Source organism: Enterobacter cloacae complex sp. IR5403, from assembly GCF_049238705.1.
Taxonomy (GTDB): Bacteria; Pseudomonadota; Gammaproteobacteria; order Enterobacterales; family Enterobacteriaceae; genus Enterobacter; species Enterobacter hormaechei_C.
This window is the reverse complement of sequence record NZ_JBMKHP010000001.1, coordinates 533,322-547,521: the sequence shown is the minus strand read 5'-3', so window position 1 is coordinate 547,521 and position 14,200 is coordinate 533,322. Positions and strand designations below refer to the sequence as shown.

Genomic DNA, 14,200 nt, shown 5'->3' with positions numbered 1-14,200 from the left:
AATCTGACAGGCGATAGTACCAATAGCATGCCACTATTGAGTAACTGTCAGCCAGGGGAGGAACCATGACACAGCCATTGGCCGGAAAACATATTTTGATAGTTGAAGACGAGCCCGTTTTCCGATCGCTACTGGATTCGTGGTTATCCTCACTGGGTGCAACCACGTCCCTCGCCGAAGATGGCGTCGAGGCACTGGAAAAAATGGCCAGCATGGCGCCGGATCTGATGATCTGCGATCTCGAGATGCCGCGCATGGACGGATTGATGCTGGTGGAAAACCTGCGTAATGAAGGTTATCAGACACCGATACTGGTGATCTCGGCCACCGAAAATATGGCGGATATAGCTAAGGCGTTGCGTTTAGGAGTGCAGGATATCCTGCTCAAACCGGTTAAAGATTTAAACCGTCTGCGTGAAACGGTGTTGGCCTGCCTGTATCCCAATATGTTCAATTCCCGGGTGGAAGAAGAAGAACGTCTTTTCCAGGACTGGGATGCTTTAGTCAGTAATCCGCTCGCGGCCGCGAAGCTGCTTCAGGAACTTCAGCCGCCGGTGCAGCAAAATATCTCTCATTGCAGAGTAAATTATCGCCAGCTGGTAGCGGCTGACCAGCCTGGACTGGTACTGGATATTGCGCCGCTCTCGGATTCCGACCTCGCTTTTTATTGCCTGGATGTTACCCGAGCGGGAGATAACGGCGTTCTGGCGGCCTTATTACTCCGGGCGCTGTTTAATGGATTGCTACAGGAACAATTATCCCATCAGGGGCAACGACTTCCTGAGTTAGGCAGTTTACTAAAACAGGTCAACCAACTTTTTCGCCAGGCCAATTTGCCGGGGCAGTTCCCGCTTCTGGTTGGTTATTATCACAGCGGGTTGAATAACCTTATTCTGGTATCTGCGGGCTTAAATGCCACACTGAATACTGGCGAACACCATATTCAGGTGAGTAACGGCGTGCCGTTGGGTACGCTGGGAAATACTTACCTTAATCAAATTAGCCATCGCTGCACCTCCTGGCAGTGCCAAATTTGGGGTGCCGGAGGGCGGTTACGCTTAATGTTGTCCACGGAGTAAGCAGTCAGATTTTATTTTTCAGATTGCTTTACCTGTGTTTTTGCTGGCAGTGCTACTATCGCTGCAAGTTTCATGCGTATTTGTCTTAATTGATCGGCAACGCGTTCTTTTCAGACCCGTATTAGTGGCTGAGACGGTATACTCAACGCGTTATTCAATGCATAAAAGTTCAAAACTTGAACAGTTCAGGAGAATTTCAATGGCTGCCCTTAATTCGAAAGTCAGAAAGGCCGTTATCCCGGTGGCGGGATTGGGTACCAGGATGTTGCCAGCGACGAAGGCAATCCCAAAAGAGATGCTGCCTCTGGTTGATAAGCCATTAATCCAGTATGTTGTGAATGAATGTATTGCAGCAGGTATCACCGAAATTGTGCTGGTGACGCATTCATCTAAAAACTCTATCGAAAACCATTTCGATACCAGTTTCGAACTCGAAGCAATGCTGGAAAAACGCGTTAAGCGCCAGCTGCTGGAGGAAGTGCAGTCTATTTGCCCTCCACACGTTACCATTATGCAGGTTCGTCAGGGCCTGGCGAAAGGCCTGGGGCACGCAGTATTGTGTGCACACCCGGTAGTGGGTGATGAGCCGGTCGCGGTTATTCTGCCTGACGTAATTCTTGATGAGTACGAGTCCGATCTTTCCCAGGAAAACCTGGCGGAAATGATTAAACGCTTCGACGAAACCGGCAGCAGCCAGATTATGGTTGAGCCAGTCGACGACGTGACCGCTTATGGTGTGGTTGACTGCAAAGGCGTTGACCTGCAACCTGGCGAAAGCGTACCGATGGTTGGCGTTGTTGAAAAACCTAAAGCGGACGTCGCGCCGTCTAACCTTGCTGTCGTTGGCCGTTACGTACTGAGCGCTGAAATTTGGGCGCTGCTGGCGAAAACGCCTCCGGGTGCGGGCGATGAAATCCAGCTGACGGATGCTATCGATATGCTGATCGAGAAAGAGACCGTGGAAGCCTACCATATGAAAGGTAAGAGCCATGACTGCGGGAATAAGCTCGGTTATATGCAGGCATTCGTCGAATATGGTATTCGCCATAACAGCCTGGGTGAAGAATTTAAAGCCTGGCTCAAAGGTAGCGTGGGTATTAAGTAATAAACTCACCAGCCTGTGAACAAGACCGGTGTGGCGTTGCCCACCGGTTTTTTTATGCCTGTCACTCTGTAATTGGCGGGGGATTGTCAAGGACGTTAAATAGTAAGCCTCGCAATATGACAGAATGTAAGGAGATGTTCGGGCTAATATTACAGGCATAAAAAATCCCGCACAGGGCGGGATTTTTCAGATTCTTTCCAGATTAATCCTTGATCAGGAAGTCATCCAGTTGTTTACCTTGTTCGTCCATTGCTTTCTTGATTACAGCAGGAGTACGACCCTGGCCGGTCCAGGTTTTCTCTTCGCCGTTCTCATCGATGTAGCTATATTTAGCAGGACGTGCCGCGCGTTTTGCTTTGGTACCGGTTTTAGCCGCAGCCATGCTGTTCAGCAATTCGTTTGGATCGATACCATCGGCAATCAGCATTTCGCGATACTGTTGCAGTTTACGTGTACGTTCTTCGATTTCAGCCGCAGCTGCGCTTTCTTCTTCACGACGTTCGTTAACTACAACTTCTAATTTTTCGAGCATTTCTTCAAGCGTCTCAAGGGTACATTCTCTTGCCTGCGCACGAAGAGTACGGATGTTGTTCAGAATTTTAAGTGCTTCGCTCATTGTAGTAATCTCAAACTTATAATGGGGGTGGGTTTGTTGTCCTAATAATAGAGCCTTAATTTCACTTGTGCAATAGGTGGGAATGTAAGGAATTCAAAAAATACAAAATAAACGACGCTATTATTAATTACGCTAACTTAAATTTCATTGTTTGTTGGGTCTGCGAGATATCGTTTCAAACGGCAAAAACGCGTCATTTGCATGTTTGTTTTGTGACTTTTACCTCAGGAATTATAGTTGCGGTTGATAAATATCAGCCTTTTGTATTACCCCGCGTAAGCGCAGCGAAGCCAGGAATAGTTAATAAATAGTGAATTTTAATGAACGAAGAAGACACTATAAAAAGAAGTGTTATCTCTGGTTGCGGGCTCACCTTATTGTCAGTGTTTAATGTCATTACTGCCTGTTTTAACGCATTATTTTGCGCTATTTGCGAAGGGTTTACGCAGGCATGACAGGCTGGAGTGTGCACCGCGCCGCTGATGACGGTACAAAATATGGTACAATGATCCATCGGGAATATTACACATTGATTAGGGTTCTTCGGCCAATGGCACAACTTTATTTCTACTATTCGGCAATGAATGCAGGGAAATCGACGGCGTTACTGCAATCCTCATACAATTATCAGGAGCGGGGGATGCGCACCGTTGTTTATACCGCCGAAATCGACGATCGCTTTGGGGCAGGGAAGGTAAGCTCAAGAATAGGGCTCTCGTCGCCTGCAAGGCTGTTTAACCCTGAAACGGACCTGCTGGAGGACATTCGTGCCGAGCATGCCTCTAAGCCTGTCCATTGCGTGCTGGTAGATGAAAGCCAGTTCCTGACCCGTGAGCAGGTCCATGCGCTTTCAGAGGTCGTTGATGAGCTGGATATTCCCGTTCTTTGCTATGGATTACGTACCGATTTTCGTGGGGAGTTATTTGCCGGCAGTCAGTATCTGCTCGCCTGGTCGGATAAGCTGGTTGAACTGAAAACGATCTGCTTTTGTGGCCGCAAGGCAAGTATGGTTCTTCGCCTGGACCAGTCGGGTAAACCCTATGCTGATGGCGAGCAGGTGGTGATAGGAGGCAATGAACGTTATGTCTCGGTCTGTCGCAAGCATTATAAAGAGGCGCTGGCTGTAGGCTCGCTGACGGCGTTACAGGGCGACAATCGAAAATAATAAGAATGTTTTACTGATCCTCAGATATAAAAAAACCCGCCAGCGGCGGGTTTTTTGTCACACTGTCAATCAAGCGTTTTTCTTCGCTTTCTTGTCAGCCTTTACAACTGCGGGGATTTCAACTTTTACGGCTGCGACATCGCTTTCAGTGAAGTTACGACCGTAATAAGTATCCAGCAGGATCTGTTTCAGTTCGGAAATCAGTGGGTAGCGCGGGTTAGCACCAGTACACTGGTCATCGAATGCATCTTCAGACAGCTTATCTACGTGAGCGAGGAAGTCAGCTTCCTGAACGCCTGCTTCGCGGATAGATTTAGGAATACCCAGTTCCGCCTTCAGACTTTCCAGCCATGCCAGCAGTTTCTCGATCTTCGCGGCAGTACGGTCGCCCGGTGCGCTCAGACCCAGGTGATCTGCGATTTCAGCATAACGACGGCGCGCCTGTGGACGGTCGTACTGGCTGAAGGCAGTCTGCTTGGTTGGGTTGTCGTTGGCGTTATAGCGGATAACGTTGCTGATCAACAGGGCGTTCGCCAGACCGTGAGGAATGTGGAACTGTGAACCCAGCTTGTGCGCCATGGAGTGACAGACACCCAGGAAGGCGTTAGCAAACGCGATGCCCGCGATGGTTGCCGCACTGTGTACACGTTCACGTGCTACAGGGTTTTTCGAACCTTCGTTGTAAGAAGCTGGCAGGTTTTCTTTCAGCAGTTTCAGCGCCTGCAAAGCCTGACCGTCAGAGAACTCAGAAGCCAGTACGGAAACGTAAGCTTCCAGAGCGTGAGTTACCGCATCCAGACCACCGAATGCACACAGTGATTTCGGCATTTCCATGACCAGGTTGGCGTCAACGATAGCCATATCTGGCGTCAGTGCGTAGTCAGCCAGCGGGTACTTCTGACCGGTAGCGTCATCAGTCACAACGGCAAATGGCGTCACTTCTGAACCAGTACCGGACGTGGTGGTGACGGCGATCATTTTCGCTTTCACGCCCATTTTCGGGAACTTGTAGATACGTTTACGGATATCCATAAAGCGCAGCGCCAGTTCTTCGAAGTGAGTTTCCGGATGCTCGTACATCACCCACATAATTTTCGCGGCGTCCATTGGGGAACCGCCACCCAGCGCGATGATCACATCAGGTTTGAAGGAGTTCGCCAGTTCAGCGCCTTTACGTACAACGCTCAGGGTTGGGTCAGCTTCAACTTCAAAGAAGACTTCAGTTTCGACGCCAGCCGCTTTCAGAACAGAGGTGATCTGGTCTGCATAGCCATTGTTGAACAGGAAACGGTCAGTCACGATGAGCGCACGTTTGTGGCCATCAGTAATCACTTCATCCAGCGCGATTGGCAGAGAGCCGCGGCGGAAGTAGATAGATTTCGGAAGTTTGTGCCACAACATGTTTTCAGCTCGCTTAGCAACGGTTTTCTTGTTGATCAGGTGTTTTGGACCAACGTTTTCAGAGATGGAGTTACCACCCCAGGAACCACAACCCAGAGTCAGGGAAGGTGCGAGTTTGAAGTTGTACAGGTCACCGATACCACCCTGAGAAGCAGGGGTGTTGATCAGGATACGTGCTGTCTTCATCTTCTGACCGAAGTAAGCAACACGCTCAGGCTGGTTATCCTGGTCGGTGTACAGGCAAGAGGTGTGGCCGATACCGCCCATCGCCACCAGTTTCTCTGCTTTTTCTACCGCGTCATCGAAATCTTTCGCACGGTACATTGCCAGCGTCGGGGAGAGTTTCTCGTGAGCAAACGGCTCACTTTCATCGACGACCTTCACTTCACCAATCAGAATCTTGGTGGTAGCAGGGACGCTAAAGCCAGCGAGTTCAGCGATTTTATACGCTGGCTGACCTACGATAGCCGCGTTCAGCGCGCCATTTTTCAGAATTACGTCCTGAACAGCTTTCAGTTCTTTACCTTGTAACAGGTAGCCGCCGTGGCTGGCGAAACGTTCACGAACGGCGTCGTATACCGAATCAACCACAACAACTGACTGTTCAGATGCGCAGATAACGCCGTTATCGAAGGTTTTAGACATCAGCACAGAAGCAACTGCACGCTTGATATCTGCCGTTTCGTCGATCACAACAGGAGTATTACCCGCGCCTACGCCGATGGCTGGTTTACCGGAGCTGTATGCTGCTTTAACCATACCAGGACCACCGGTCGCCAGAATCAGGTTAATGTCCGGGTGATGCATCAGGGCGTTGGACAGTTCAACAGAAGGTTGGTCGATCCAGCCGATGAGATCTTTTGGTGCACCCGCCGCAATGGCAGCCTGAAGCACGATATCTGCTGCTTTGTTGGTGGCGTCCTTCGCACGTGGATGCGGGGAGAAAATGATTGCGTTACGTGTCTTCAGACTGATGAGAGATTTGAAGATGGCGGTAGAGGTTGGGTTAGTGGTTGGAACGATACCGCAAATGATGCCGATCGGTTCTGCGATGGTGATGGTGCCGAAAGTATCGTCTTCTGACAGCACACCGCAGGTTTTCTCATCTTTATAGGCGTTGTAGATATACTCTGAAGCAAAGTGGTTTTTGATCACTTTATCTTCAACGATACCCATGCCGGATTCGGCAACGGCCATTTTAGCGAGAGGGATTCGAGCATCAGCAGCAGCCAGAGCGGCCGCGCGGAAGATTTTATCAACCTGTTCTTGGGTGAAATTGGCATATTCACGCTGGGCTTTTTTCACGCGCTCGACGAGGGCGTTCAGTTCAGCGATATTGGTAACAGCCATAATGCTCTCCTGATAATGTTTAAACTCTTTTAGTAAACCAGCGCTCGATACGTCTGACAGTATAGTCAGAGCCGATCCCACTTGCGTAACACACAGTAAAACAAAGGATTACTCACTGCTCCAGCTCACTAATTTACTAAAAGAGCCTTACCTTAGCATCATACCTTTTTGATAGGTGATCTCCCTGGCGGCGTAACCAAGATTACTCACTTCTGAGTACGAAAATTATGATCGAGATCAATTTTGTCCTAAGCTGATACCTTTCAGCAGGGTTATTTTGTGCTAATTATTCTACTGTTAAATAATTAAGTAACTATTGGAAGCGGCGATATCATTGATTACACAAATGTTTAACATCATGAATTGATAACGTTTAAGAACAGATTTCTGGTGAAGTATGCGGCTAAAAAGCGTATCTTCAGCGCGGATTTATCATGACACGCAGTTTCTCCCTGGCCATGCTCAATTGCGGAGCTTAATGTGATTCAAACGCTCTTTGATTTCCCTACATATTTCAAGTTTTTTATCGGCTTGTTTGCTCTGGTTAACCCGGTAGGGATCATCCCTGTCTTCATCAGTATGACCAGCTATCAGACGGCTGCGGCACGAAATAAAACCAACCTGACGGCAAACCTGTCGGTGGCCATCATCTTGCTTACGTCTCTTTATCTCGGGGACGCCATTCTTCAGGTCTTCGGCATCTCGATTGATTCGTTCCGTATAGCAGGCGGGATCCTGGTGGTGACGATTGCCATGTCGATGATCAGCGGCAAGCTGGGGGAGGATAAACAGAACAAGCAGGAAAAATCAGAGACAGCTATCCGCGAGAGCATCGGGGTTGTGCCATTGGCACTGCCGCTGATGGCGGGCCCGGGGGCGATCAGTTCCACCATTGTCTGGGGAACGCGCTACCACAGCCTGATGCACCTGATTGGCTTTTCCGTCGCTATTGCGCTGTTCGCGCTGTGCTGCTGGGGCGTATTTCGTATGGCGCCATGGCTGGTTCGCTTGCTGGGACAAACGGGCATCAACGTGATTACCCGTATCATGGGTCTGTTGTTAATGGCGTTGGGCATCGAATTTATCGTTACCGGTATAAAAAGTATATTCCCCGGGTTAGTACACTGACTTTCATTTGAAAGAGCGGAGCCAGCGGCTCCGTTTTTTACGTGATTATCTGCAAATCATATAAATAAAGTTGAAATAGGCGCCAGTCATAATAAGTTCTACTAATAACTCTCTTTTGTTGTTTTTCAAGAGGTTGTTTATTTTCATTTCCCCTTACCGCGCATAAATCCCTCAAACCCTCTGTTATTTTACTCACATGATACTCTGGGGCTTGCTGACAGATAACCGAAATGATATTAGTAATTTCGACGCTGACTCAGACGAATGTGCTAAATAATAATCAATTGTTAAATTTTCGTGAAAATTCGTTCAGCTAAGCTATGTCGTCGCGTTTGCAGCAACAAAATTTCTTATCTGTATGAATTACATCTCTTTTTGTTGATTTCGGCGTAAGCCAGAGTTGGCGCCATAGTTATGCCAGTCATCGTAAAAGAGAAATGCTTAACAAATTTGCAAAATGTATTGGCGAGAGTTGGCACCATTTGGTACTTTCCGGCCTTATATTTTGCAGCATTAAACAAGTTGATGAGAACTATTTTCATATAGCCCTCACGTAAGATATCCAACGCATCTCTCTGACAGGGGAGAGGTGTAAAGAATCGACGCAAGACCGCCGTACGAGCGGTCAGTAATAATGAAGTCGGTGATAGCAAGAAGTAAAAAAAGAACCTGACAGTAGCAAAAAAAACTCCTGCGCTGTACAGGCCCCAACAGGGGATTACACAACTGGCGAAGGTCAGTCATTATAATGAGTGGAGTATCAACACAATGTCCATCATCACAAAAAAAAGTCTGGTAGCGGCGGGGATTTTAACTGCGCTAATCGCGGGCAACGCTGCAATGGCTGCGGACGTTCCTGCTGGTGTTCAGCTGGCTGAGAAGCAAACGCTGGTACGTAATAACGGTGCGGAAGTGCAGTCTCTTGATCCGCACAAAATTGAAGGTGTTCCAGAGTCTAACGTTAACCGCGATCTGTTTGAAGGTCTGCTGGTGACTGACGTAGACGGCCACCCGGCTCCGGGCGTGGCGGAAAAATGGGACAACAAAGATTTCAAAGTCTGGACCTTCCATCTGCGTAAAGATGCCAAATGGTCCGACGGTACGCCGGTTACCGCCGAAGATTTCGTCTATAGCTGGCAGCGTCTGGCGGATCCGAATACCGCCTCCCCGTATGCGAGTTACCTCCAGTATGGCCATATTGCCAATATCGATGACATCATCACGGGTAAAAAGCCTGTAACCGACCTTGGCGTAAAAGCCATCGATGCCAACACCTTTGAAGTGACGTTGAGCGAACCTGTTCCGTACTTCTATAAGCTGCTGGTTCACCCGTCCGTCTCCCCGGTACCAAAATCTGCGGTAGAAAAATTTGGTGAAAAATGGACGCAGCCTGCGAATATCGTGACCAACGGTGCATATAAGCTGAAGGACTGGGTCGTTAACGAACGTATGGTGCTGGAGCGCAACCCGCAGTATTGGGATAATGCGAAGACCGTTATCAATCAGGTCACTTACCTGCCAATCTCTTCTGAAGTGACGGACGTAAACCGCTACCGCAGCGGTGAAATCGACATGACCTATAACAACATGCCGATTGAACTGTTCCAGAAGCTGAAAAAAGAGATCCCGAAAGAAGTTCACGTCGATCCGTATCTGTGCACCTACTATTACGAAATTAACAACCAGAAAGCACCGTTCACCGACGTACGTGTTCGTACCGCACTGAAGCTGGCACTGGATCGCGACATTATCGTGAATAAAGTGAAGAATCAGGGCGACCTGCCGGCTTACAGCTACACCCCGCCTTACACCGACGGTATGAAGCTGGTTGAACCTGAATGGTTCAAATGGTCACAGGAAAAACGTAACGAAGAAGCGAAAAAACTGCTGGCTGAAGCTGGCTATACCGCCGACAAGCCGCTGACCTTTAGCCTGCTGTATAACACCTCCGATCTGCATAAAAAACTGGCTATCGCCGTCGCGTCAATCTGGAAGAAAAACCTCGGCGTGAACGTGAAGCTGGAAAACCAGGAATGGAAAACCTTCCTCGATACGCGCCACCAGGGAACCTTTGACGTGGCACGTGCAGGATGGTGTGCGGACTATAACGAACCGACCTCATTCCTGAACACCATGCTGAGCGACAGTTCGAACAACACCGCACATTATAAGAGCCCGGCGTTTGATAAGCTGATTGGCGAAACCCTGAAGGTGGCAGATGACGCCCAGCGCGCCGATCTGTACGCCAAATCAGAACAACAGCTCGATAAAGACTCTGCGATCGTTCCGGTTTACTACTACGTTAACGCCCGCCTGGTGAAACCATGGGTAGGGGGTTATACCGGTAAAGACCCGTTGGATAATATTTCCGTTAAGAATCTTTATATTATCAAGCATTAATGGCAATACGTGGGGCGAGCGAGCTTGCCCCACTGTGTCTATTTTGTAACATTCATCAGGCACACGCCAGAAGGTACGGGCAATGTTGAAATTTATCCTGCGTCGCTGTCTTGAAGCGATTCCAACGTTATTTATTCTAATTACAATTTCCTTCTTCATGATGCGTCTTGCACCGGGCAGTCCTTTTACCGGTGAACGCACGCTTCCGCCAGAAGTTATGGCCAACATCGAAGCGAAATACCATTTAAACGATCCTATCACCACGCAGTACTTCAACTATCTGAAGCAACTTGCACACGGTGATTTTGGTCCGTCATTTAAATATAAAGACTATTCCGTTAACGACCTGGTGGCGTCCAGCTTCCCGGTATCGGCTAAATTAGGGGCTGCTGCATTTATCCTGGCCGTTGTTCTCGGTGTCACTGCGGGCGTTATCGCTGCGCTAAAACAAAATACCCGATGGGATTACGCCGTCATGGGGGTCGCAATGACTGGGGTGGTTATCCCCAGCTTCGTTGTCGCGCCGTTGCTGGTCATGATATTCGCCATAACCCTGAAATGGCTTCCCGGGGGCGGCTGGAACGGCGGGGCGCTGAAGTTCATGATATTGCCGATGGTGGCATTATCTCTGGCCTACATCGCCAGCATCGCCCGTATTACCCGCGGTTCAATGATTGAAGTCCTGCACTCGAACTTCATCCGTACCGCCCGTGCGAAAGGGCTGCCGATGCGCCGGATTATTTTCCGTCATGCCCTCAAGCCTGCACTGTTACCGGTACTCTCCTATATGGGTCCGGCTTTCGTCGGCATTATCACCGGCTCAATGGTGATTGAAACCATTTATGGCCTGCCAGGTATCGGGCAGCTGTTTGTTAACGGGGCGCTTAACCGTGACTATTCGCTGGTGCTGAGCCTGACGATCCTCGTGGGCGCGCTGACCATTCTGTTTAATGCCGTTGTCGATGTGCTGTATGCCGTTATCGACCCGAAAATCCGTTACTAACTGGAGCACGCCATGATGTTGAGTAAGAAAAACAGCGAGGCGCTGGAAAACTTCAGTGAAAAGCTGGAGGTCGAAGGTCGTAGCCTTTGGCAGGACGCCCGCCGTCGTTTTATGCATAACCGTGCCGCCGTTGCCAGCCTGGTCGTGCTGGTGCTTATCGCGCTGTTCGTAACCCTGGCGCCAATGCTCTCTCAGTTCACCTATTTCGATACGGACTGGGGCATGATGTCCAGCGCGCCGGATATGGAATCCGGGCACTATTTCGGCACCGACTCCTCCGGGCGTGATTTGCTGGTGCGTGTGGCGATTGGCGGCCGTATCTCCCTGATGGTTGGCATCGCGGCGGCGCTGGTGGCGGTGATTGTCGGCACGCTTTACGGTTCGCTTTCCGGTTACCTCGGCGGAAAAGTGGACTCCGTGATGATGCGTATGCTTGAAATTCTGAACTCCTTCCCGTTCATGTTCTTCGTCATTCTGCTGGTGACCTTCTTTGGTCAAAATATCCTGCTGATCTTCGTGGCGATCGGGATGGTGTCCTGGCTGGATATGGCGCGTATTGTGCGCGGCCAGACGCTGAGCCTCAAACGTAAGGAGTTTATCGAAGCCGCACAGGTTGGTGGCGTTTCTACCGCCAATATTGTGGTGCGTCATATCGTTCCTAACGTGCTGGGCGTGGTGGTGGTATACGCCTCCCTGCTGGTGCCAAGTATGATCCTGTTTGAATCATTCCTGAGCTTCCTGGGATTAGGTACGCAAGAGCCACTGAGTAGCTGGGGCGCTCTGTTAAGTGATGGCGCAAACTCCATGGAAGTGTCACCGTGGCTACTGCTGTATCCGGCGGGCTTCCTGGTCGTCACCCTGTTCTGTTTCAACTTTATCGGCGATGGCCTGCGTGATGCCCTCGACCCGAAAGACCGTTAAGGAGCGCCGTCATGACCATTATTGAAACGGCAACCGCGCCACAGGCGCAACAGCGGACCAGCGCACTGCTGGACGTTAAAGACCTCCGCGTGACGTTTAAAACCCCCGACGGTGATGTTACTGCCGTTAACGATCTCAACTTCGACCTGCGTGCCGGTGAAACGCTGGGCATTGTGGGCGAATCCGGTTCCGGTAAATCCCAGACCGCATTCGCGCTGATGGGCCTGCTGGCGTCAAACGGCGTGATCGGTGGTTCGGCGACGTTTAACGGGAAAGAGATCCTGAATTTGCCGGAACATGAGCTGAACAGGCTGCGCGCCGAGCAGATTTCAATGATTTTCCAGGACCCGATGACGTCCCTGAACCCCTATATGCGGGTGGGTGAACAGCTGATGGAAGTGCTGATGCTCCACAAGGGGCTGGGCAAAGCCGAAGCGTTTGAAGAGTCCGTCAAAATGCTGGATGCGGTGAAAATGCCTGAAGCACGCAAGCGCATGCGCATGTATCCACACGAGTTCTCCGGCGGTATGCGCCAGCGCGTCATGATCGCGATGGCATTGCTTTGCCGGCCAAAACTGCTGATCGCTGATGAACCGACCACCGCCCTGGATGTAACCGTCCAGGCGCAGATCATGACGTTGCTGAACGAGCTGAAGCGCGAGTTCAACACCGCCATCATCATGATCACCCACGATTTAGGCGTCGTTGCCGGGATCTGCGACAAAGTGTTAGTCATGTATGCAGGCCGCACGATGGAATACGGTAATGCTCGCGATGTGTTTTACCAGCCAGCCCATCCGTACTCTATCGGGCTGCTGAATGCCGTACCGCGTCTTGATGCGGAAGGGGAGTCGCTGCTGACTATCCCGGGCAACCCGCCAAACCTGCTGCGTCTGCCAAAAGGCTGCCCGTTCCAGCCGCGTTGTCCGCATGCGATGGAAATCTGTAACAGTGCACCGCCGCTGGAAGCGTTTGCCCCAGGCCGTCTGCGCGCCTGCTTTAAGCCGCTGGAGGAGCTGGTATGAACGCAATCGACGAAAAAAGAAATGTGCTGCTCGAAATCGCTGACCTTAAGGTCCATTTCGATATCAAAGACGGTAAACAGTGGTTCTGGCAGCCTGCCAAAACCCTGAAAGCGGTGGATGGCGTCACGCTACGCCTGTACGAAGGGGAGACCCTGGGCGTGGTGGGCGAATCCGGCTGCGGCAAATCGACGTTTGCGCGGGCGATCATCGGCCTTGTGAAAGCCACCGACGGGAAAGTGGCCTGGCTTGGCAAAGATCTGCTGGGGATGAAGCCGGATGAATGGCGCGACGTCCGCAGCGACATCCAGATGATTTTCCAGGATCCGCTGGCGTCCCTGAATCCGCGTATGACCATTGGCGAAATCATTGCCGAGCCGCTGCGCACCTATCATCCGAAGATGCCGCGCCAGGAAGTTCGCGACCGGGTGAAAGCGATGATGCTGAAGGTGGGTCTGCTGCCTAACCTCATCAACCGCTACCCACATGAGTTTTCCGGCGGTCAGTGCCAGCGTATCGGTATTGCACGCGCGTTGATCCTTGAACCAAAACTGATTATCTGTGATGAGCCGGTTTCGGCGCTGGACGTCTCCATCCAGGCCCAGGTGGTTAACCTGCTACAGAAACTGCAACGGGAAATGGGGCTGTCGCTGATCTTCATCGCCCACGATCTGGCGGTGGTAAAACACATTTCGGACCGTGTGCTGGTCATGTATCTGGGCCACGCCGTGGAGCTGGGTACGTATGATGAGGTGTACCACAATCCGCTGCACCCTTATACCAAAGCGCTGATGTCTGCGGTTCCCGTTCCGGACCCCGATCTGGAAAAAAATAAAACCATTCAGCTTCTGGAAGGTGAACTGCCTTCGCCAATCAACCCGCCTTCAGGCTGCGTATTCCGTACGCGATGCCCAATAGCCGGGCCGGAATGTGCAAAAACACGGCCGGTTCTGGAGGGCAGTTTCCGACATGCGGTTTCCTGCCTGAAAGTAGACCCGTTATAATCGCAA

Annotated in this window: 11 protein-coding genes; 9 read left to right on the top strand and 2 right to left on the bottom strand. The window is 50.6% G+C overall.

Annotated features, from left to right (window positions below):
- The first annotated feature begins 65 nt into the window (after positions 1-65).
- Together rssB and galU are read left to right on the top strand one after the other, a co-directional pair.
- The gene (gene rssB, locus ACOTW6_RS02620; protein ID WP_003856721.1) at positions 66-1,079 is read left to right on the top strand and encodes a two-component system response regulator RssB; all 1,014 of its coding nucleotides are present in this window, start codon (positions 66-68) and stop codon (positions 1,077-1,079) included.
- 199 nt (positions 1,080-1,278) lie between these two features.
- Complete coding sequence (gene galU, locus ACOTW6_RS02615; protein ID WP_003856723.1) at positions 1,279-2,184, top strand: UTP--glucose-1-phosphate uridylyltransferase GalU; 906 nt, start codon at positions 1,279-1,281, stop codon at positions 2,182-2,184.
- Between the two features lie 202 nt (positions 2,185-2,386).
- Here galU and hns read toward each other — a convergent pair whose 3' ends face one another.
- Entirely contained in the window at positions 2,387-2,800 is a 414-nt protein-coding gene (hns, locus tag ACOTW6_RS02610) for a histone-like nucleoid-structuring protein H-NS (protein ID WP_003856724.1), read from the bottom strand.
- A 550-nt stretch (positions 2,801-3,350) separates the two neighbouring features.
- Here hns and tdk point away from each other — a divergent pair.
- A complete protein-coding gene (tdk, locus tag ACOTW6_RS02605) occupies positions 3,351-3,965 on the top strand; it encodes a thymidine kinase (protein WP_003856726.1) in 615 nt (204 codons plus the stop codon).
- Between the two features lie 69 nt (positions 3,966-4,034).
- Here tdk and adhE read toward each other — a convergent pair whose 3' ends face one another.
- Complete coding sequence (gene adhE, locus ACOTW6_RS02600) at positions 4,035-6,716, bottom strand: bifunctional acetaldehyde-CoA/alcohol dehydrogenase (protein WP_003856730.1); 2,682 nt, start codon at positions 6,714-6,716, stop codon at positions 4,035-4,037.
- Between the two features lie 480 nt (positions 6,717-7,196).
- On the opposite strand from adhE, the gene ACOTW6_RS02595 reads away from it, so the two are divergent.
- The 6 genes from ACOTW6_RS02595 to oppF all read left to right on the top strand — a co-directional run bounded on the left by ACOTW6_RS02595 (position 7,197) and on the right by oppF (position 14,194).
- Positions 7,197-7,844 carry a YchE family NAAT transporter gene (locus ACOTW6_RS02595; RefSeq protein WP_017384236.1) on the top strand — a complete coding sequence of 216 codons (648 nt, stop codon included), beginning with the start codon at positions 7,197-7,199 and terminating at the stop codon, positions 7,842-7,844.
- 768 nt (positions 7,845-8,612) lie between these two features.
- A complete protein-coding gene (oppA, locus tag ACOTW6_RS02590) occupies positions 8,613-10,244 on the top strand; it encodes an oligopeptide ABC transporter substrate-binding protein OppA (protein WP_003856736.1) in 1,632 nt (543 codons plus the stop codon).
- 82 nt (positions 10,245-10,326) lie between these two features.
- Positions 10,327-11,247, top strand: coding sequence for an oligopeptide ABC transporter permease OppB (oppB, locus tag ACOTW6_RS02585; RefSeq protein WP_003856738.1), 921 nt, complete (start codon positions 10,327-10,329; stop codon positions 11,245-11,247).
- Between the two features lie 12 nt (positions 11,248-11,259).
- The gene (gene oppC, locus ACOTW6_RS02580; RefSeq protein ID WP_015570372.1) at positions 11,260-12,168 is read left to right on the top strand and encodes an oligopeptide ABC transporter permease OppC; all 909 of its coding nucleotides are present in this window, start codon (positions 11,260-11,262) and stop codon (positions 12,166-12,168) included.
- Positions 12,169-12,179: 11 nt separating this feature from the next.
- Complete coding sequence (locus tag ACOTW6_RS02575; protein WP_047747153.1) at positions 12,180-13,193, top strand: ABC transporter ATP-binding protein; 1,014 nt, start codon at positions 12,180-12,182, stop codon at positions 13,191-13,193.
- Complete coding sequence (gene oppF / locus ACOTW6_RS02570) at positions 13,190-14,194, top strand: murein tripeptide/oligopeptide ABC transporter ATP-binding protein OppF (RefSeq protein ID WP_003856743.1); 1,005 nt, start codon at positions 13,190-13,192, stop codon at positions 14,192-14,194. The genes ACOTW6_RS02575 and oppF overlap by 4 nt, the downstream gene beginning before the upstream one ends.
- The last annotated feature ends 6 nt before the right edge of the window (positions 14,195-14,200 follow it).

Bases quoted from the DNA above. Each gene is read 5' to 3' on its own strand.
- rssB (WP_003856721.1), top strand. From the start codon at position 66: ATGACACAGCCATTGGCCGGAAAACATATTTTGATAGTTGAAGACGAG.
- galU (WP_003856723.1), top strand. From the start codon at position 1,279: ATGGCTGCCCTTAATTCGAAAGTCAGAAAGGCCGTTATCCCGGTGGCG.
- hns (WP_003856724.1), bottom strand. From the start codon at position 2,800: ATGAGCGAAGCACTTAAAATTCTGAACAACATCCGTACTCTTCGTGCG.
- tdk (WP_003856726.1), top strand. From the start codon at position 3,351: ATGGCACAACTTTATTTCTACTATTCGGCAATGAATGCAGGGAAATCG.
- adhE (WP_003856730.1), bottom strand. From the start codon at position 6,716: ATGGCTGTTACCAATATCGCTGAACTGAACGCCCTCGTCGAGCGCGTG.
- oppA (WP_003856736.1), top strand. From the start codon at position 8,613: ATGTCCATCATCACAAAAAAAAGTCTGGTAGCGGCGGGGATTTTAACT.
- oppB (WP_003856738.1), top strand. From the start codon at position 10,327: ATGTTGAAATTTATCCTGCGTCGCTGTCTTGAAGCGATTCCAACGTTA.
- oppC (WP_015570372.1), top strand. From the start codon at position 11,260: ATGATGTTGAGTAAGAAAAACAGCGAGGCGCTGGAAAACTTCAGTGAA.
- ACOTW6_RS02575 (WP_047747153.1), top strand. From the start codon at position 12,180: ATGACCATTATTGAAACGGCAACCGCGCCACAGGCGCAACAGCGGACC.
- oppF (WP_003856743.1), top strand. From the start codon at position 13,190: ATGAACGCAATCGACGAAAAAAGAAATGTGCTGCTCGAAATCGCTGAC.